Genomic DNA, 19599 nt, shown 5'->3' on the forward strand with positions numbered 1-19599 from the left:
ATTAAGCTTGTTTTAAAACATTAAGCAGTGCATCTGTCACCTGTTGCTCCATGTTGGTAATGCCTTCGCCCACAGTGTTGGTGGTAATGTTGATGGTCTCGAAGAGCTTTTGCAGGGTGATGTTTACAGTACGTGCGCCGCCGGTGGTGATGCCAGACACCGTGTCTTTGGTATTGTCCATTGACATCTTTTTGCGGGTGGCATCAGGTTCAAATGAAACAACGGGGGCGTTGTCGATTCGTTTGCCGGGAGGAAGGGGGGGTAACGAGAAGTAGGATGCACCAGCACCACTGGCTGATCCGCCTCCGAAATTTCCCTGCCAGCTGCCGGAGCTACCATTGCCGGGGCCTGCATTTGTCTGATCCTTTTTCTTATTGACCTCAGCATTGAAAGTATCGGCGACCTTATCGCCTAAACCCATGATGTCATTGACATCTTTTTTCATCGCAGCTGCGGTACCTGAGAAGGTCAGCCCATCTATCGCCTGCTGGCCTGATTCCATGGCCTTGTCCCAGTCACCAGAGAAAACATACCACACTGTTTTTGCTAAGCCCCACAAACCGGAGAGCAGATCTTTGATTGGTTCAATAGTATAGTCCCATATAAACTGACCAAAGGTTTTGAGCACTTCCCATGCAGCCATGATACCACCTCTGAACCAGCCGAAAGTATTCCATGCATAGATGATGATACCGATCAATGCACCGACAGCCACGAAGATTGTTCCTATCCCACTGGCCATCATGGCAGGTCCTAATAATTCAGCAGCGAGTGTCCATGCTTTGTAGCCGAGAACCACGCCAGCGACTACAGTGGTAAGAAAGCCTACCAGGTCTGAGTTCTCAGCGATCCATCCGGCTGCGGCACTTAACCAGCCTACAAGCGGTATCAATGTGTTGTCAATAAAGTTGCTGACGGTAGGCATGAGGGCATTGCCGATCGTACCTCCAGCTTCGCTCATTTTCTCCTGCAGGTAATGCCATTTCCCGGTAGCAGTTTCGCCCTGTTCTTTCATCACGCCGAAGAACTCTCCACCTTTGGACGTAGCGGCCTGTAAAGCGGCTACAACGCTTTCTGTAGAGACTCCACCTGCTGCCATGGATGCCTTTAGTTCTTCAATGGATTGGCTACCGTTTGCGGCCATCAGCTCAAGTGGTTTGAAACCTGCTTCGTTCATGGCTTTCAGGGAACCTTCGGTCAGATGACCTAGCTGTTGCATATCCCCAAAGGCTTGGGTAAGGGAGTCCATTTTTGTCTGGTTACTACCGCTTACATCACCCAGCATATTCATGGTAGGCATGAGCTTTTCGGCAGCGACACCACTTTCAAGCAGGGTCTTTGCATTTTCCTGTAGCTTGTCATTGTCGAAGAAAGAGGTGGCCGCCATCTGGTGGATATCTTTCAGGATGTTGGCGGCGGCGGTGGAGGAACCTGTGAGCCGTTGAAAACCGAGTTGTGCCTTTTCCGCTGCCATGCCCATTTCGAGCAGGTCTGGCGAGGCTTTGATCATTTTGTCAAGACCAGCATCCGCTTTCTTTGTGATGTTATCTTTCCATCCTTTTTTATTGAGAAAGTCGCTTCGATCCTGTATATCCTTTTTATCTTCTTCCCACTTGAGTTTTATTTTGTCAAGCCGGGCGATGGTGACAGGACTTGTTGTTTTCTTTTTCAGGTCTTCGATCCGCTTAAACCTGTCTTCAATATCACCTAATGATGCGCCAAGCTTTTTGTTGGATGCTATGAATATATTGTTGTCATTGATCGTATTCTTCATCCAGTTACCGATCTTACCGAAAGCAGCATCTGCTGCTTTCAGTAAGTCTTTGTAGGTATCGGTTGTAATAGTAGTCAGGTCTGCCATTGTTTATTATTTTACACCATGCTATCGTGACAGCAACGACAATCCTTTCAATTCCCGTTGCCGGATATCATGCAGTTGTGCAAATTTCTCTGCCCATTGGGCGTCGGATAATTGCGAGGTGTCAACCTGGGGCAGATAATATTCGAACAGCGTTTGAATATAACCGAAAGGGTTGCTATCAAAATCGCCGGACGCCTCGCTTAGAGCTTTTCCACTTCTACTTTTTTCGCTTCCAGCAGTTTATCCAGCTGCCCACCCAGACCGTAGAGATAAGATTTATCTTCTACGATTTCTTCATCACCACCCAGCCAGGTAGCTTTGAGAATAGTTTCGTGGTACGCCAGCGGATCGCCGGAGATCAATGTCATGGCATAGCTGACTTCATCCCTGTTGGGTTTTCTGCAATAGCCTACTTTACCGTCGGCAGCTGTGAGTTTGAATACATCTTTGTATTTTTTCTTCCATGCATCGATGTGCTCCTGGCTAACGGCAAGCGAATTTTCTACTGTCATGATATAGGTTTAAATAATTGTGGTGAGTTTAAAAAAATTAAGCGTTTTGTTTCAGGCCCATGAAGATGATAGGTAGTGTGAGCTCCATGAATTTGGCGCCCTGTTCCCAGCCTTTTTCAAATTCTTTGAACTGGAAACCCTGAATGATATCAGTGCGGGGGGTGGAAGTAACGTCTTTTACATAAGTAACTACGATCTCGGCGCTGAGGTCTAGGATGTCTCTGCCGCCTGCATTCTTTACAGCATCGGCGAGAATGTCGTATTCAAATTTCAGCAGTTTGATTTCACCTTCATAGATACGTTTACCACGCTGGATGCCGATAGGTTCATCGCCGGCACCATGCAGGTGTTCTTTTTCCTGGGATAATTTGTATTTAATGCCCCGGATACCGGTCAGTTCTTTACCGAGCAATACTACTTTCATGTTTGCCCAGGTCACTTCTTTGGTGTCAAAAATCATGTCGTTGTCTTTTAAATGTTGGGGTTAACAGTTGTTACTGGTTCAGTGCGGGGTTAGAAAAGCCCAGTAATACTTCGATGGTTTTGGTATAACCTACGGGTACGATGGCTGCTTTCACGGTGATTTTACCAGTGCTGAGTACGTTCTGGTTTGCATCAACGTAAGCGCTGAAGGAGCTGATCTCGCCGGCCATACTGTTGTTGACAGCAGTTTCGATCCTGCTTTGCAGGTACTTGATAACAGGTACGCTGAGTTTACCATCGGCATCGATAGCAACTTCATCGTTCAGTTCCTCTACATAGGTCTGGTAGCACAGGGAGATGGCTTTGTCTATAACACGACCCAGTGCTAGCTGACTGTAATCATCGGTAGTCGGGGCACACATTGGATCGTCGTTGATGTAATAACCGGATCGGCCTACGAATGTGCGGAAAAAGATGTACCCTTTGTCGTGCAAGGCATCAACGCCAGTGATGTCTTCAATCTTTTTACCAGCGATATAAGCGCCTGTAATTGGTAATGCACCATCCTTGACACGACCCAGGTTACGTTGTACCGGCACAGCTGCGGCACGACCCAGTACAAGGCCCACAGAAGCCCCATTAGTACGTGCACTACCTATAACGATACCGACACGGTTATCAGAGAAAGTACGCAGATTTTTCAGTGTCTCTGGATGTTCGATGTCTGCATTGACACCTTCCAGTAAGATGCGTACAGGCTTGAATTGTGCAGCATAAGTGTCTGCAAGCTGTTGTGCTTTGGGCACCGCATCAATCGTACCTGCATCTAATCCATCTTTCATGAGGGACGGGTAAAGGTCGGTAGGAGTGAAACATACACCCAGCAGTCTGATACGTCCCAGTGCAGCATTCAGCAGCTTCACAGCTCCTTCAGCATTGGTTGGATCTACGATCGTTGCCTGGTTTACACCGTCGCCAACAAGCATGATGTACAACGCTGCACCTTCACCAGCCAGGTCATAAAATTCCTTGATGCGGGCGTATGCATCAAAGTTTAAATTGGTGTCTTTGATACCCAGGTTTTCGGCATCGCTCAGGCTGTAGATCACCTTGGGTTGATTCAACGAAATCAATCCGTTTTCTACACCCGTCAGAATTAAACCTGCAACCCCATCATCAGTCACAACGGTTCTGCCAAGATTGCCGCTGCCTAATGTAATTGCTACTTTTGGTAATCCCATTTTTTACTTTTTTAGGTCCATTTAAATTGTGAAAAAATATTACTTACTATTACTGTAACTCGCCTGGCTAAACAGATCATAAATATTCTGCTTCTTTGTATTGCCATCCAGCTCACGCAAAATGATGCTCTGCAATTTTTGCAACACAGCATCCTGCAGATCGGGAGATACTGTTGATAATGCGCGGACAAAACAAGCTATTTTGCCTTCCAGTGATGTTTCCTCTTTACAGGTTACGAGAATGCTAAGGGTATCGATACCTGTTTCGAGTGCTGCCAGTACTTTGTTTTTTAGAATTGTATCTGCATCACCGGGGATAATAGCTTCCAGGAGATCCACCACAGGGCTTTCCAGGGCAGTTTTAATAACCCTGGTAACTCGCAGCGCTTCTTCAGCATGTGCTGCAATAAAAGCGTCGAATTGTTGTAATGCGTGTTTAATCTTTGTTCCTGTTTTTTTACAGAATGCCATAGGTCTATATTATTTAATTGGTGTACTTGTTTAGAAAGCCCCCTCTTGACAGAGGGCGCTTTTGTTTTTAAAATAGGGGGACAATACTAACGTCTCTCCAGTACGCTTTCCAGGCGCTCCATGACCTTTGTATTATTTTCTATCACTCCCTGCATTTTGTCACGGTCATCGTTGAGATATTGCGTGAGACGATCTTCCAGTTTGATCTGGCGTTTCCACAATACCCATGCAATGCCGATGAGAACGATTACAGAGAAGGCCTGGTCTCCAAGCCGCTGGTAGAGAGCATTTCCGGGGCTAACATCAATGACTTCATTTAATAGTAACATCTGAGGGTTAACAATTTAGGTTTTAAAAGGATCGATGCTTTTTCGTGTGTGTTGCAAGCGATAACAATACAAAGGAACAGCTTTTTCGTACGGTGAAAAAATCGCGAAATAATGCTTATTCTTTTATTGTGCATTTAGATTTCAGTGTCTGTATAATCATTGATGCGATGAATTTTTAAGATGCAGATTAGATCGATATTTACAGTGTTGTTAACTCTTAAAAAAATATAAAAAAGAAATGAACAGTTTATTCGCACAACTTTTTACATCTCTGCAAACCCACATCGCCACAACAGTTCCAGAGATACAAGGTATTTTACCCGAGATGGGGCAAACAGAGATTTATAGCAATGTACCTGCTATATGGCCATGTTTATTTATTGACTTCAACAATGTCACTTTTACAGAAATACTCAACCAGGGACAACGGGCAAATGGTGAGCTCCAATTGAGGTTAGTATATTATGTACTCGCTGCTGATGGGGTTACTTTTATAGACACGACGACCGTGATGGGGTATTATGAAGTAGAAAGAAAATTGCACGAAGCATTGCAGGGATGGAGTAGTAATGGCATCAACCCGCTGAGTAGAATTAAAGTAAATACGGAGGTAAGATCTGATGCATTCAGGGCAAGGGTACTGACGTATAGCCTGGATTTTGAGGAGTACTTGCCTGTGAGTACGGTTCCAGGTTCAAAACCTCAATTGGCAATTAATGTACTTTGAGTGTGAGAAACAATATCATTTCTCACGAATGAAAAAGAGGTTATAATAAAACCTCTGAGAATCCCATAAACAAAAAACTGCTCCATTAAGTATCCGAATGAAAAAAGCCTGTATCAATTAAGATACAGGCTTTTTTTTCAGGGTTAACAATCGTTGACATTACCACGTCAACCATGGATAGAGCAGCCGTAGTTGCTTGAGGTCGGGTTGTTCTTTTTTCATAATGGTTTCCAGTCTGTCACTGTTACATTGCATCCGGTAAATAATATTACTGTTCTTGATATAGAACTCTTTGGATAACTCCTGTACAGCAGCATCATACCGTTTATGCTGCAATTTGATGTAATAATAATACCGGTGCAGCAGGCATTCGTCTCTCAGGGCGATCATATCAGCGGAGCGGCCTTTACGCACTGTTTTGGAGACAGGATTTTCTATGAAATGATTGAAAAGGGTATTTTGTCCTCGCATACGTTTAATTTCTTTGTTTGTGATTGATTAACCGCCGTGCTGCATGGATGCCGGTAAATGGTTATTTTGTTCTTCAGTATCAAAGTTAGCAGGTCACTTACTATACTTTCTGCGTAGTGAGAGGTATGTGGATAAAGTTATCCACATATTCTCCGGGTTAATTAAGAGTTGAAATACAATCAGTTGTACATTAAAAATGACGAGGACATTGTACCTTATTCATGCTGGCGCTACTGGGGATGGTAATGCCTAAAGAGAGCTCATGTGAACCCCGTTGATATCGTGAAATTCCACTGGTGGAAAAATCGTAAGAATACCCGATTCTGAAGTTGTCATTTGCATATACCTCCATCATCAGGCTAAAGGCATTATTAGGATCTAAATTGGGCTGTAAATTCGTATTTCCGGGGTAATTGAACCCTGTACGGTAAGAGGCTCCCAACCACAAAGTCTCCTGCAATAAAACGAAGACATTCACATCGACATTTACAGGTCCTTTAAAGTCGCCTTTTACCATGATGGAAGGTTTTAACTGCACTTCCTGGTTTAATGAAAATATGGTACCTGCGGAGAGATACAGGTGCCTGGATTTGCGCAAGGTGGAATACAACAATCCATTTCCTAAAAAGATCTTGCCGCTGGTATAGGCAGAAAATAAATTCAATACAGACACACCTACAAATGAAGTAGCAGAGTTATAATAAAGCCCGACCCGCGCATCGGGTACCAATGTAGATTGGCGGCCTAATATTACGTCAGGATCATCTGCATCTACATATTTACGATTGCTGCCATCAACACTGTAATTCGTGACACCGACACCCAAACCAACTGCCAGCGTTTTTTCACTTTCCCAATCCATCGGCATACGGTACGAATAGTTCACAAACAGTGCTGTGGAAGATTGCGGACCCAATTTTTCAAAAGCCGTTAATACTCCCCATCCTACTCTTCCATCCGAGTAATCCGTCAAACCATCCGCCGAGATCGTACCAGTGACCGGTGCCCCCGGAAACCCCGCCCACTGCTGCCTGTAGCTACTGTGCAGGTATAGTTCTTCCTTGTATCCTGCATAAGCAGGATTTACACTCAGTCCGTTAAAAACGTACTGACTGAACTGCACCTCCTGCTGCGCGTGCGCGCGCAGGAAGAACAGGAAGAAAACCAATATGGTGATACTCCTTTGTTTCATTCTCCTATCTGGTAATCAGTTCTATATATCCCTTGTATAGCTGTGGCCCACCAGCCATATTAATCCTGAGCACATAGTAATAAATGCCTGCACTCAACCCCTCTCCTTTCCAATTGTTATTGTAATTATCACTCCGATACACCTGGTTGCCCCAGCGATTAAAGATCTCCAATTGCGATCCGGGATAGAGGTCCAGTCCTTTGATCACGAACTGGTCGTTCTTTCCATCCCCATTGGGAGTTATCACATTGGGTATAAAAAAGGTTGCACTGATGGCAGGTGTGGCCACTGTACTTGAATTATTTGAATTGTCAGGATCCGTTTCGTTGGCAGAAACAATGGCCGTATTCTGCAATACACCCGCTGCTGTAACACGGGCCTTGAATGATAAGGTAGCTGATTTCAACACCTTCAGTGTATCAATGTTCCAGACTACTTCATTCACGGCCGCATTGTAGGTGGCATAACCTGTAGAAGGTGTGAGCGCTGTGGCGGAAGACAGGTTGTATGGAAAATCATCTGTGATGATCAGGGATGTGGCATTGTCCAGTCCTTTGTTATACACTGTGAGCAGGAAAGAAATTTCATCTCCGATACCGATGGTGCCGACTGTTTCCAGTGTCTTCACAATACTTACATCCGCATTGGGTGCTTCGGTGAAAGCTACGTAACGGGTACAGGTGGCTTTTGTACTGGCGTCGGTGACAGTAACATATACACTGCCATTGGGTTGTGCGTTGGCAGAAATCGTACTGTACTTACCGTATGCATCTGCATGTGTACTTGTACTGGTTCCATCAGGAAAGCTCACGATGATAGATGCATTGGGGAGTGTGGTGCCGGTGATGACTATCTGCCCACCTACCTGTTTTACAGGTGTGTTGATAATAAACAGCGAGATCACAGATACCAGCTTCACCCTGATAGCGGCCGAGCAGGTATTCGCATCTTTTACAGTGATGCTGTAAGTACCTTCGGGCAATCTGCCAATGGTGCTGGTAGTCGCTCCTGTACTCCATTGCAGCGTATATGGCCCCACCCCACCAGTCGCAACGGCAGTCAGGCTACCCGTGGCATCGCCGGGGCAGCCAACTGATATTTGTGATACTGTAATACCGATTACATCCGGTTCAGTGATGATGGCAGTTTGTGAATCGGATACACAACTATTGGCACCGGTTACAGCAATACTATATGTGCCGGGAGCTAATCCTTTGAATACAGAGTCTGTCTGCCATGCACCACCATTAATAGCATATTGATTACCTGTACTGGAAGTAACTACCCTGATAATACCATCTTTCAACCCGTTGCAGGTCACATTTGCAGATGTGAGCGTGAAGGTAGGGGCTGAGGATACATAGACTTTCTTTGTCGCAGAGTCAATACAACCACTTGTCACGACCTCATATTTAATCGTGGCGATACCTCCTGATACCCCATTTACGGTGCCGTTGCCATCTATAACAGCAACGGGCGTATTATTGCTGCTCCATTTACCACCAGCTACCGATACGTTCAGAGAGATCCGGTTATTTGCACACAATGTACTGTCTCCGGTGATTGTAATAGCAGTAGTCGCTACTTTATCTTCATTGGCTACGATGTGTACGATTTCGCCGGCAGCTACAGAAATAGCATTTACGGTGGCTGTGGAACCATCTGGATCATAAATGGAATAGCTGATTAGCTTCCAGCCACAAACACCTGTGGCAGTCAGGTTATAGGTGCCCGCAGTAACTGGTATGATCACACTATTATCTTTCTGAGTAGTACGTATCCTTTCACCATCCAGCCAGCTGGTAGTGGTACGGCTATAGATGGTGGTATTGTTACTGCTCCAAACAGCGCCATCATAGGCGGTCGTTTTTGCCAGATCTGATTTTGCGGTGGCATCTGTGCTCCAGGTGGTGCCATTGTAATAAGCGCCATTCGCATAGATGTAACTTTGGCCATCAATGGCGATATCGGTGTATGCTGTGGTACTTATATTCGTAGGCGTACCGCCGGTAAAAGGAATAGTATATACCCCGTTCCCCACATAGACAACGGTGCCGTTATAAGGCTGAATATCCAAACGGGTAGCGGCGGCGCTGATACCCAATAATTGCGCCCAGCTATCGGCATAGGGTGCAACAGTACTGGTATTCGTCAGGATACTGCCATCTCCCCTGGTAATGGCGATACGGCCACCGCCATAGGCAATATCTACAGCGACAGTACCTGCATGAAAAGATGGGCGATAAATTGTATTGAGGGTAGTACCGTCGAAGAAGTAAGCCGTACCGGTAGCATCCACACTTACAAACTGACCGGCGCCGGCGCCATCGATGGCCACTGCCTGGTAACTCGTACTGCTCCACTGACTACTACCTGAAGGACGACGATAAATGGTATAGCTGGATTGGAGACTGGCCCATAGCTCTCCCCGCTCACCTGCGCCAATGTCGCTGATGGGATTCAATGTAGAAGGAATGTCATTGAGAATAAAGCCCGTGCTTCCATTCAGTGAGAATTGGAAATCGGGCGATATGGTATCATCCTGGCTGTTAACGTGTAAGTAGATGTAACCTTGCTGTGGGTATGCTGCTTGCACGAAAAGTAAGAATATAAGTGACCATAATGTACTCCAGGCAGGTCGAGGCATAACTATATGGTGAATAAGCGGGATGAAGGGATAGCTCCCCCTTTCTAAATACACAGTTCTCAAAACAAAGATATATTATTTGATACAATTATACAATATGATTAAATAATAATATTAATTTATTGAGACATAGTCAACAACGAAAAATTTACAAGCAAAATTTTTGGTAAATTGCATCATGGATTTATTAGGTTTTCTGCGTCAGGAATTCGATCTGCCTGCCAACATCTGCTCAGAACTGGAACTGGCTTTTACCTGCGAGACCCTGCCCAAACACCATAAACTCCTGCTACCGGATTCTTTGTCGAAAAAAGTATACTTTATTGAGTCTGGATTGCTACGGTCTTATTACACAAAAGACGACAAAGACATCACCCATTTCTTCTTTTCTGAAAATTCGTTTAGTCTTTCAATTGAGAGCGTCTTTTATAACACTCCCTCCCCCATCGGCCTTGAATTGTTGGAACCCTCAACCCTCCGCTGGATTTACTTCAATGACCTGGAAATATACATCAACAAATATAACCAACTGGAAAAACTGATGCGGATACTCCTGATTGACGTCATGAAAAAATTGTCAGAAAGGTTGTATATGACCCAGTTTCAGTCGGCCCAGGAAAGGTATAAAACCATACTGGAAAAGCACCCTGACATACTATTGAGAGCCCCATTAGGTCATATCGCATCTTACATCGGCATCACCCAGCAAAGACTGAGTGTGATCAGGAGTCAGAAATAAGTACAACAATATCCTGTATCGGCATGTTTTTTAATATAGATTAAAAATTACTCCGGAATCTTATTGAAATTTTGCCATATAATTAATGTAGTGCTTATGTTACAGAAATGTACCTGCTGGCTCGCTGCCATCGTCCTCTTCACCAGCAGTTGTCATACAGGAGGCAAACCATCCTCTTCCCAGGATGCTGCCATTCCCGTGATTACCCAGACCGTTCAGACCACCACTGCCAGCCATGCCATCAACATCAGCGGCAATATAGAAGGTAGTAAGACCGTACATCTTGGCTTTATGGTAGCCGGGAAGATCAATTATATCGCTGCCAACGAAGGACAGACCATTGCCAGCGGGCAACTACTCGCCAGTCTCGACCCGCAGAACTATGCCATTGCCAAGGAAATGGCGGATGCCAGTACCAACCAGGCACAGGATGAATTCAATCGGCTGAAAATTATGTATGACCGCAAGAGCATCAGTGAGAGCGACTTTAACAAGATCACCAATACCCTTGCACAGGCACGTGCACAGCAAAAACTACAAGCCAAGAATCTTTCCGATACAAAACTCTTTAGCCCTATTAGCGGGGTTTTACTAAAGAAGAGCGCTGAAGCAGGTGAGATCACCAGTGCAGGGATGCCACTCTTCACCGTGTCAGATATTCGTACTGTGAAGGTAAATGCCTACATCCCGGAGAGTGAACTGAATAATGTGAAACTGGGACAGGAAGCTGCTGTACTGGTAGGCGCCGTGAATGAAACCTTCCATGGTAAGGTCACCGAAGTGGGAGCTGCCGCAGATGCTGCTGCCCGGGCCTTTACGGTAAAGATCTCCCTGGACAATCCTCAACTCCTGATCAGACCGGGAATGATCGCTGAAATCAAACTGGCCAGCGGCAATGTGAGCAATATCCTCGCAATTCCGGTGGAAGCAGTGATGCACGACATCGACGGACAAACCTACGTGTACGCAGTAGATTCTCAGCGCCACCAGGCTTTCAAAAGAAAAGTAAGCATCGGCCAACTTAGTGGCAACCTGATGGAGATCACCTCTGGCCTGAATGCCGGCGAACAGATAGTGACCGGCGGTCAGCAAAAACTCAATGACGGTGCTGTTGTTTCTCTTTCTAAATGATCTTCATCATGAATCTTGTACAATCTGCTTTAAAATATAAACAGGTGACGTTGTCCGTACTACTGCTCGTATTTGCAGTAGGCGTGAACTCCCTGCTCACCATGCCCAGAAGGGAAGATCCGAAAATCACGATCAGGCAGGGGCTGGTGATTGCTTACTTCCCCGGCGCCAATTCGGCACAGGTAGAAGACCAGGTGACGAAAAAACTGGAACAATATCTTTTTCAGTTTGAAGAAGTAAGAAAAGATAAGACCTACTCCACCTCACAGGATGGCATGGTCATCGTGAATGTAGAACTGGGAGAAAAAGTAAAGAACCCGGATGTATTTTGGAGCAAACTGCGGCACCAGTTATTGGTGGGTAAGTCTATCGACTTTCCGCAAGGTGTACGCGGACCCATTGTAAACTCTGACTTTGGGGATACGGAAGCACTCGTGATTGGTATTGAAAGTGATGCCGCGACTTATACCCAGCTAAAAGAATATGCACAGAAGATGGAAGATGCCATCCGAACCATCAAAGCATCGTCCAAAATCAAACGCATTGGTGAACAGAAAGAACAGATCACCGTTACTTCTAATTCTGAAAAGCTGGCGCAATATGGTATCAATGTAACACAGGTAACACGTGTGTTGCAATCACAGAATACCATTATGGCGACAGGTGAGGTAAAAACAGATGTGACCAAGGCACCTCTGTATACGACTGGTTACTATAATACAGAGAACCAGATAGCCAACCAGATTGTGGGTACGACGAGAACAGGTGCAACTGTGCGTTTGGGAGATGTGGCCAGTATCAATCGTACTTATGCAGATCCTTCTTCACTGATCACGGTAAATGGACACAAGGCTATGATGCTGACCGTGCAGATGCTGGAAGGCAACAACATTGTAAAATTTGGTGAAGCGGTGCAGCAGAAACTGGATGAGGTATCTAAACTCTTACCATCCAATGTACATATCACCACTATTGTGAATCAGCCGGGGTTGGTAGATGAAAACGTTTCTCACTTTATCAGGGAGTTCTTCCTTGCGATCATTTCTGTAGTGATCGTCGTGATCTTACTGCTACCATTACGTATTGCGGCAGTAGCTGCTATGGCCATTCCGATGACCATTGCGGTAACATTTGCCATTATGCACCTCCTGGGTATAGAATTGCACCAGGTATCACTGGCAGCATTGATCGTAGTATTGGGAATGGTGGTGGATGATGCGATTGTAATTGCAGATAACTATGTAGAGCTGCTGGATGAAGGGAAAGACAGATGGACGGCGGCGTGGAAAAGTGCAACAGACCTGGTAGTACCTGTATTGGCAGCAACGGTAACGATCATCGCTTCCTTTATGCCAATGGTACTGATCACAGGAGCGGTAGGTGAATTCATTGTAGCGTTACCAATTACAGTGGCCGTGGCATTGGGATCTTCCTTTATCGTGGCAATGGTGCTGACACCGTTGTTGTGCTTTACTTTCATCAAAAAAGGATTACATAGTCCGGAGAAGACGAAGAAGAGAAAGTCTTTACTTGACCGAATGCAGTATGCATATAACAGTGCATTGGACTGGTGCGTAGTGCATCCGAAGACGGTGATCATTGGTAGTGTATTGACGATTCCATTGGCTGGTTTATTGTATACAAAAGGGATCAGACAGAAGTTCTTTCCTGCCGCAGAAAGGAACCAGTTTGTAGTAGAGCTGTGGATGCCAACAGGTACCAGACTGGAAAAGACGGATGATGCGATACACAGGCTCACTGCATTGATCAAAAACGATCCCCGTGTTACATCATATGCTACGTTTTCTGGCACGAGTGCACCGCGTTTCTACTACAACTATTCACCGGAAGTACCTGTGAGTAACTACGGACAGATTTTAATTAACACAACTACAGAAGCAACTACCAATGCTCTCTCTATGGAGCTGGAGCAAAAGGTAGCTGCTGCTGTACCGGAAGGTTTGCCACAGGTAAAACTGATGCAACAGGGCTCTGTGCTCAAGTCTCCGGTTGAAGTGCGTATTATAGGAGATGACATCAGCAGACTGAAACAGATTGGTGAAGAAGTACAGAAAATCGTTCAGAACACCAAAGGTAGTTATCTCGTAAGAAGTGATTTTAGGGAAGACTATTATGGCGTAGGCATTCAGCTGAAAGATGAAGCTAACAGGCTTGGCTTTGCGACAGCCAGCATAGCTCAATCGGTTTATACAGGTTTTAGTGGTTACCCTGTATCTACAATGTATGAGGGCAACAACCCGATTGACATTGTATTGAGGCTGGATGAAAAAAGCCGTCGCAGCTTTAGTGACCTGGAAAACATGTACCTGGAATCTCCGGTTACAGGTGCCAGTGTGCCCCTGCGTCAGATAGCTTCCCTTATTCCTGAATGGCAGACGGGTAAGATCATGCACCGTAATGGTGTAAGAACATTGACCGTGCTGAGTGAAACGGCAGACAATGTATTGCCTGCCGACCTGCTGAAAGCGATTCAGCCGGCTATCAGCAAACTCACGCTGCCACCGGGTTACCAGATTGTATATGGTGGTGAAGATGCGAATAAGAAAGAGACATTCAGTCAGATGATGGTTGTACTCGCGATCAGTCTTGTAGCCATCTTCTTCATACTGCTCTTCCAGTTCCGCAACCTGAAAGAAGCCACTATCATCATGCTCACCATTCCGCTCAGTTTATTCGGTGCCATGGCAGGGTTGTACATGACGCATAACAATTTCGGGTTTACGGCTTTTGTAGGCTTAATAAGTTTGTCAGGTATTGTAGTGCGAAATGCCATCATCCTCGTAGATCATACCAACGAACTGCTGAAGCATGGCATGGACATACGTACAGCAGCGATTGAATCAGGTAAGCGCAGGCTGCGGCCTATCTTCCTCACTGCGATGGCAGCGGCAATCGGGGTATTGCCTATGATCATCTCCGGCTCACCTATGTGGAGTCCGCTGGCCAGTGTGATTGCCGTAGGAGTGGTATGGTCTATGATCGTTGCCCTGCTCACCGTACCCGTTTTATATATCGTATGGATCAAACCGACTTCCGATGAAAAGTAGATGCCTTCTCACACTCATTATATTCCTGCTCACGGCACCGTTGCTGCATGCGCAACAACCGATGCCACTCGATTTGCAGCAGGCCATTGATCTCGCATTGCAACATAACAGGGCACTGCACATCAGGAAACTACAACAATCTGAGAAAACAGCGAAACTGCATGAGGATGCCATCAGGCTATATCCTGCTGTCACTGTCAGCTCTGCGTATCAATATAACCAGAACCTGGGTGCATTGAATATTCCTGCCGGGTATTTTGGTTCTCTTCCACTTGGGGGGACCAATATTAATCTGCCCAATGAAGATGCTTCTTTTGAACTGGGTAAACACAATAACTTCAATGCAGGTGTGACCGTATACCAGCCCATTACCCAGCTGGGTAAGATCAAAGCAGGGATGGAAGTGAGTAAAACCGATGTGTTGATTGCAGAACAGGAAAGCAGAAAGGCTTCTTTGCAAATAAGGCAGGCGGTAGAAAAACTTTACTATGGCTTATTGATTAATCAGCAACAACAGATTACTGCCAATGCTAATCTGCAATTAGCACAGATGAAGCAGTTTGATGTAGAGAGCGCATTGCTGGCAGGGAAAACCGTAGACGCCAGCAAAGCTGGCCTGCAGGCAAATGTAGCAGATGAGGAACAAAACCTGCTGAAGTTACAGATACAGGCAGACGATTACATGGCCGATCTGCAACAGCTGACAGGTATCACTGCGGACAGTGTGGTACTGGCAGAGGTGGATTACAATCCACAACCCATCAGCGATAGTATTTCAGGTGATAACAATGTGGATATACGACTGGCGAATTTGACCCGGGTTAAAACCGAACAGGCGATCAAAGCAGCGCAACGTAGCTACCTGCCTGATTTTGGGTTGATGGCAGGATATACATACCAGACAGGGAATGTGCTTTATCCCAACAGCAATCCTTTTATAGGTGCATCTTTTAAATGGAATATCCAGGATATCTTTTCCAACAAACAGGTATTGCATCAGCGCAATTTCCAGCTGCAACAGTCTGCCGAAAACGTAGCAAATACACAGGAAATTGTGAACCATGATATTGCGAAAGCTAAAAGGCGTATAAATCAGGCAATTGCCCTGATCGCCGTAGCACAAAAAGCTGTAAATTTCCGGCAGGATGAGCTAAAAATACAACAGGACAAAAAAGATGCTGGCCTGAATATTGAAGCTGATCTGTTGACCACAAAATCAACGCTGGCCAAAGCGCAGGCAGACCTGCTGAGTGCTAAGCTCAATTACAGGATTGCCTTATCCGATCTGCGCATTTTGACTGGCGCTTATTAAAAAGTATTCACATGAAAAGGATCGCATTTTTATTAATTACCTTATTATTTTCCACGCAGGTATTGCTGGCACAAGACAAAATACTCGGTAACTGGCTGAATGAAGAAAAAGACGGGCGTATAGAGATTTATAAAACCGGGAATCAATATTTCGGGAAGCTGGTATGGGGGCGTGACCTCATGGAAGCGGATGGGAAGACACCCCGGAAAGACAGGACGGATACCAAGAATCCGGATGCTAAATTAAAGAGCCGGCAATTATTAGGGCTTGTTCTTTTGACCAACTTCAAGTATGATGATGGGGAATGGACAGGCGGAAAAATTTATGATCCCAAGAGTGGGAAGACTTATAGTTGTACGATGAAATTCAAAGGAGAGAAACTCGAAATAAGAGGGTATATCGGCATTTCCATGTTTGGAAGAACGACTGTGTGGACGAGGGGGTAAGTTACCCGTGTTCCAGCTGGATAATCCAGGATGAATAGATGAGGGGGGGTAGTTACTCGTATTCCAGCTGGATAATCCAGGATGAATAGACGAGGGCTAAGTTACTCGTGTTCCAGCGGTACAATCCAGTTTGCATGGCGGTACGGCTCCCAGGGCGTATTGGCCAGGTCCGTTTTCGGATCTATCAATGGTTGTGGGTGCCGGCCATTCAGACTCACTGAACTGACTGCATATATAGAGAGGTTATGAATGCCCTCTTTTTCATAGATTTTTTTGATATGCTGTGCATACTGCCAGATTATATCAGGGAAGCCTGGCAGACTGTTCAGACTTGCATAATTGAGTCTTGTTTCCGGCTCGTCTATCCATGATTTATGAGTGTCATTGTTTACTACCTTGAAATACACCCATCCACTTTTATTACGTGACATCATTCTCCAGCTCATGCGGAACCCTTCTTCTGACCAGTAAGGTTGTGTACCAAACAAGAGATAACGTATGGGAAGTAATACCTGTATGAGAAGGTAAATGCCCATGGCATATACAGCCAGTTTTTTCCATATGGTTATTGAGGCATTATTGGCTTTGGGCTTTAATGCAGGCCACCTTAACAATTGCCTGATCACATTTGGCGGATAAAAGAACAACATGGCAGACAGGGCCAGGAATGGGAAGATACCAATAGTGAAAACAACTGCATTTGTAAGGTGGAAAATGCATGCCGCTGCCATTCCCCAGGTGCGGGTACGACGGAATAACATCAGGGGAGTGATGAGGAAATCGAATATTATTCCTACGAAGCAAAGTAAATACCTGATCCGGTTGCTGGTCAGCGTACTTTCCAGGTAGCGACCTGATAACCAGTCAGGGTATAGTTTTGCAATAGCGGCATACGTATACACGATGCCAAACTGTGCGATGAAGAGCCAGCTACACCATTGTGGGCAATAGCTGGATTTGATGCAGGGACGACGCCACACATCAACAGAGAGGCGACGGTGCGCAGGCATCACGCACATGAATGCACAAATGAGTATGATCAGGTAATAGTGGTTATTATAGCCACATTTTTGCATGAGGTAAGTGGCGGTCCAAAGTAGTGTATAGCCGATCATTGCAACCCGGTAAAAAGCTCCCAGCATGATCATGATGGCCAAAAGGCCCATCAACAGAAAATAGAAATACATACCATTCCCGGGCAGTGGCCGTAACCATTCAAATCCCATAAAAGGGAAGGTGAAGGCAGGCTCAATGAACAAGGTGCGTACCCTATCCGAGAAAATATCGTTAATAGATTGAAAGAACAGGAGGAATCCAAGGAGGATGCGAAAAATTACCAGTGGAGTGTTGTCCACCGGCTTCCAAAGGCGGTAAGGTAGGCTATCGGCATTGGTCATAAGGCCGGAAAAATAATAGCTATCTTACATTAGTGGAGGGAAATAACGACCAAACCGGAAATTTTGTAGGTAAATATTGTAAATTTTATGGTTGCCGGCCAGGCCGGCAACCATAAAATTTGGGAAGTCCCTGCAGGAGGCTTAAATAAAATTTGGGAAGCCCCTGCGGGGAGTTTAATCAGAAATAGTTGCGTAGCTTACTTTTTGAAATTGAAATTTCTCGTGATATTGAATCCAAAATAGATATCTCCTTTACCCCAGCTACCATCTGTTTTAGCCAGATAATAAGGACCTACCATGCCGGCGGCATTGGTAAATACCAGCTGGAATACGTGACCTCCTGTTTCGATATCAATACCACCGGATATAGCATCATATACTTTCGTACTAACTACCTGGTTACGCAGCAGGTAGTTGTACTCTGCGTTTACGCTCATCCGCTTCGTAAATTTCAACCGGCCACCTGCAGAAACCGCGAAGAGATCGTTCTTATCTTCCGGCGTTGGCGTTAGGTTATAGTGAATCCAGGATGGCACGACTTCAAATGAGAATGCAGATGAAAACTTTTTAGCAATGATCACCTGTGTTGTATAGGCTGTGCGATAGCCTGCATCGAGGTAAGGCTTGTCTGTATACCGTTGTGTATAGTTTGTGATCAGACCATACAGGCTTACTGAGATGGGCATACCTGTTTCTTTTTGCTGCAGGAGCTTATATTTCAGGGAACCATCGAAAGTTTTGTCAACAGAGCTACGGCCCAACCCAACAGAGAAGCGGTCGGTGATACCGTAATCCAATGCAAAACGAATAGAGGCATTATCCAGGCCGAAGAGCTCATAAGCACCACCGTTCAGTTTACCGAAACGGTGCATGATCATAAATTGCAGGCTTTTCTTTCCTGGCGACTCTACAGTAGGCAGGTTTACAATCTGTGTAGCCTTAAAGGTACCGGTTACCACCTGCCCTTTTTGTGATTCAGCTACGGCATCGTCCATCATTTTCATCAGACTGCTGTCCTGCGCCATCATACGGCCGCATAAGAGTAATAAAAATACGGTTTGAATGATTTTTCTTTGCATATCCATTATTTTGATAACGCAGTGCAGGCAGCAACTACCTGAACTGAGATTTCTGAAGCAATTTTATCTTTTACCAGCGAAGGAATTTTAATATCGAAATCAGAAGGTTTTACCTTGAAGTCAGCTTTACCTGTTACTTTGCCATCGGCCACTTCAAATTCCGCAGGTGCACTCACCGGTTTGGTTACACCATGCAGGGTGAGGTTACCACTGATCTGTACTTTATAAGTACCGGGTGTGGTGCCTACATAGCCGGTGATTGTGCCTGTGAACTGCGCTTTGGGGAACTTGTCACTTTCTACATAGTTCTCGTTGTAATGGTCCTGCATCAGTTGCTTTTCAAACAGGAAGTTCTTTTGCAACAGGGTCAGGGCTACGGTCTTTTTCCCCAGATCGATGGCTGCCACAACTTGCCTGTTTTCCGCTTTGATATCTTCCAGCGGTGTTTTGGAATAGAAGTTCACCTTTCCATTGCGCGTCATGAATGTCTGCGCTTTGGCAGGCAGGTATAACAAACTAGCCAGCGCCATTACATACATTAGTTTCATATGTT

18 protein-coding genes are annotated in these 19599 nt (G+C 45.4%); 6 read left to right on the forward strand and 12 right to left on the reverse strand.

Annotated features, from left to right (window positions below):
* Position 1 precedes the first annotated feature (1 nt).
* From SIO70_RS28060 to SIO70_RS28085, 6 genes are all read right to left on the reverse strand, one after another.
* Positions 2-1861 (reverse strand): tape measure protein, encoded by a 1860-nt coding sequence (locus SIO70_RS28060; protein WP_320576459.1) that lies wholly within the window; start codon positions 1859-1861, stop codon positions 2-4.
* A gap of 200 nt (positions 1862-2061) precedes the next feature.
* A complete protein-coding gene (locus SIO70_RS28065) occupies positions 2062-2373 on the reverse strand; it encodes a hypothetical protein (protein ID WP_320576461.1) in 312 nt (103 codons plus the stop codon).
* Positions 2374-2410: 37 nt separating this feature from the next.
* Positions 2411-2833 (reverse strand): hypothetical protein, encoded by a 423-nt coding sequence (locus SIO70_RS28070; protein WP_320576462.1) that lies wholly within the window; start codon positions 2831-2833, stop codon positions 2411-2413.
* A 34-nt stretch (positions 2834-2867) separates the two neighbouring features.
* Complete coding sequence (locus SIO70_RS28075; RefSeq protein WP_320576463.1) at positions 2868-4037, reverse strand: DUF2586 family protein; 1170 nt, start codon at positions 4035-4037, stop codon at positions 2868-2870.
* 39 nt (positions 4038-4076) lie between these two features.
* Positions 4077-4508 carry a hypothetical protein gene (locus SIO70_RS28080; RefSeq protein ID WP_320576465.1) on the reverse strand — a complete coding sequence of 144 codons (432 nt, stop codon included), beginning with the start codon at positions 4506-4508 and terminating at the stop codon, positions 4077-4079.
* Between the two features lie 86 nt (positions 4509-4594).
* Positions 4595-4837, reverse strand: a complete 243-nt coding sequence (locus tag SIO70_RS28085; RefSeq protein ID WP_320576467.1) for a hypothetical protein — start codon at positions 4835-4837, stop codon at positions 4595-4597.
* A 238-nt stretch (positions 4838-5075) separates the two neighbouring features.
* Between SIO70_RS28085 and SIO70_RS28090 the strand changes: the two genes are divergently transcribed.
* Complete coding sequence (locus SIO70_RS28090; RefSeq protein ID WP_320576469.1) at positions 5076-5564, forward strand: hypothetical protein; 489 nt, start codon at positions 5076-5078, stop codon at positions 5562-5564.
* Positions 5565-5723: 159 nt separating this feature from the next.
* Here SIO70_RS28090 and SIO70_RS28095 read toward each other — a convergent pair whose 3' ends face one another.
* From SIO70_RS28095 to SIO70_RS28105, 3 genes are all read right to left on the reverse strand, one after another.
* Entirely contained in the window at positions 5724-6035 is a 312-nt protein-coding gene (locus SIO70_RS28095; RefSeq protein WP_320576471.1) for a hypothetical protein, read from the reverse strand.
* 190 nt (positions 6036-6225) lie between these two features.
* A complete protein-coding gene (locus tag SIO70_RS28100; protein WP_320576473.1) occupies positions 6226-7227 on the reverse strand; it encodes a type IX secretion system membrane protein PorP/SprF in 1002 nt (333 codons plus the stop codon).
* Positions 7228-7231: 4 nt separating this feature from the next.
* A complete protein-coding gene (locus SIO70_RS28105; protein WP_320576475.1) occupies positions 7232-9823 on the reverse strand; it encodes a gliding motility-associated C-terminal domain-containing protein in 2592 nt (863 codons plus the stop codon).
* A gap of 229 nt (positions 9824-10052) precedes the next feature.
* Between SIO70_RS28105 and SIO70_RS28110 the strand changes: the two genes are divergently transcribed.
* From SIO70_RS28110 to SIO70_RS28130, 5 genes are all read left to right on the forward strand, one after another.
* Positions 10053-10613 carry a Crp/Fnr family transcriptional regulator gene (locus SIO70_RS28110; RefSeq protein WP_083722060.1) on the forward strand — a complete coding sequence of 187 codons (561 nt, stop codon included), beginning with the start codon at positions 10053-10055 and terminating at the stop codon, positions 10611-10613.
* A 96-nt stretch (positions 10614-10709) separates the two neighbouring features.
* On the forward strand, positions 10710-11744 hold the full coding sequence (locus tag SIO70_RS28115) for an efflux RND transporter periplasmic adaptor subunit (protein WP_320576479.1): 1035 nt from the start codon (positions 10710-10712) through the stop codon (positions 11742-11744).
* 8 nt (positions 11745-11752) lie between these two features.
* Positions 11753-14812 carry an efflux RND transporter permease subunit gene (locus SIO70_RS28120; protein ID WP_320576481.1) on the forward strand — a complete coding sequence of 1020 codons (3060 nt, stop codon included), beginning with the start codon at positions 11753-11755 and terminating at the stop codon, positions 14810-14812.
* A complete protein-coding gene (locus tag SIO70_RS28125) occupies positions 14802-16124 on the forward strand; it encodes a TolC family protein (RefSeq protein ID WP_320576484.1) in 1323 nt (440 codons plus the stop codon). Before SIO70_RS28120 ends, SIO70_RS28125 begins: the two co-directional genes overlap by 11 nt.
* 11 nt (positions 16125-16135) lie before the next feature.
* Positions 16136-16570, forward strand: coding sequence for a DUF2147 domain-containing protein (locus tag SIO70_RS28130; protein WP_083722063.1), 435 nt, complete (start codon positions 16136-16138; stop codon positions 16568-16570).
* A gap of 101 nt (positions 16571-16671) precedes the next feature.
* Here SIO70_RS28130 and SIO70_RS28135 read toward each other — a convergent pair whose 3' ends face one another.
* The 3 genes from SIO70_RS28135 to SIO70_RS28145 all read right to left on the reverse strand — a co-directional run bounded on the left by SIO70_RS28135 (position 16672) and on the right by SIO70_RS28145 (position 19594).
* Positions 16672-17967 (reverse strand): HTTM domain-containing protein, encoded by a 1296-nt coding sequence (locus SIO70_RS28135; protein ID WP_320576486.1) that lies wholly within the window; start codon positions 17965-17967, stop codon positions 16672-16674.
* Positions 17968-18164: 197 nt separating this feature from the next.
* On the reverse strand, positions 18165-19046 hold the full coding sequence (locus SIO70_RS28140) for a DUF5777 family beta-barrel protein (protein ID WP_320576488.1): 882 nt from the start codon (positions 19044-19046) through the stop codon (positions 18165-18167).
* A 5-nt stretch (positions 19047-19051) separates the two neighbouring features.
* Entirely contained in the window at positions 19052-19594 is a 543-nt protein-coding gene (locus SIO70_RS28145) for a YceI family protein (RefSeq protein ID WP_320576490.1), read from the reverse strand.
* Positions 19595-19599: the final 5 nt, after the last annotated feature.

This window comes from Chitinophaga sancti (assembly GCF_034087045.1).
GTDB classification, from domain to species: Bacteria; Bacteroidota; Bacteroidia; order Chitinophagales; family Chitinophagaceae; genus Chitinophaga; species Chitinophaga sancti_B.

Bases quoted from the DNA above. Each gene is read 5' to 3' on its own strand.
- SIO70_RS28110 (WP_083722060.1), top strand. From the start codon at position 10,053: ATGGATTTATTAGGTTTTCTGCGTCAGGAATTCGATCTGCCTGCCAAC.
- SIO70_RS28125 (WP_320576484.1), top strand. From the start codon at position 14,802: ATGAAAAGTAGATGCCTTCTCACACTCATTATATTCCTGCTCACGGCA.
- SIO70_RS28080 (WP_320576465.1), bottom strand. From the start codon at position 4,508: ATGGCATTCTGTAAAAAAACAGGAACAAAGATTAAACACGCATTACAA.
- SIO70_RS28120 (WP_320576481.1), top strand. From the start codon at position 11,753: ATGAATCTTGTACAATCTGCTTTAAAATATAAACAGGTGACGTTGTCC.
- SIO70_RS28075 (WP_320576463.1), bottom strand. From the start codon at position 4,037: ATGGGATTACCAAAAGTAGCAATTACATTAGGCAGCGGCAATCTTGGC.
- SIO70_RS28070 (WP_320576462.1), bottom strand. From the start codon at position 2,833: ATGATTTTTGACACCAAAGAAGTGACCTGGGCAAACATGAAAGTAGTA.
- SIO70_RS28115 (WP_320576479.1), top strand. From the start codon at position 10,710: ATGTTACAGAAATGTACCTGCTGGCTCGCTGCCATCGTCCTCTTCACC.
- SIO70_RS28095 (WP_320576471.1), bottom strand. From the start codon at position 6,035: ATGCGAGGACAAAATACCCTTTTCAATCATTTCATAGAAAATCCTGTC.
- SIO70_RS28130 (WP_083722063.1), top strand. From the start codon at position 16,136: ATGAAAAGGATCGCATTTTTATTAATTACCTTATTATTTTCCACGCAG.
- SIO70_RS28140 (WP_320576488.1), bottom strand. From the start codon at position 19,046: ATGCAAAGAAAAATCATTCAAACCGTATTTTTATTACTCTTATGCGGC.
- SIO70_RS28065 (WP_320576461.1), bottom strand. From the start codon at position 2,373: ATGACAGTAGAAAATTCGCTTGCCGTTAGCCAGGAGCACATCGATGCA.
- SIO70_RS28135 (WP_320576486.1), bottom strand. From the start codon at position 17,967: ATGACCAATGCCGATAGCCTACCTTACCGCCTTTGGAAGCCGGTGGAC.
- SIO70_RS28060 (WP_320576459.1), bottom strand. From the start codon at position 1,861: ATGGCAGACCTGACTACTATTACAACCGATACCTACAAAGACTTACTG.
- SIO70_RS28090 (WP_320576469.1), top strand. From the start codon at position 5,076: ATGAACAGTTTATTCGCACAACTTTTTACATCTCTGCAAACCCACATC.
- SIO70_RS28085 (WP_320576467.1), bottom strand. From the start codon at position 4,837: ATGTTACTATTAAATGAAGTCATTGATGTTAGCCCCGGAAATGCTCTC.
- SIO70_RS28145 (WP_320576490.1), bottom strand. From the start codon at position 19,594: ATGAAACTAATGTATGTAATGGCGCTGGCTAGTTTGTTATACCTGCCT.
- SIO70_RS28100 (WP_320576473.1), bottom strand. From the start codon at position 7,227: ATGAAACAAAGGAGTATCACCATATTGGTTTTCTTCCTGTTCTTCCTG.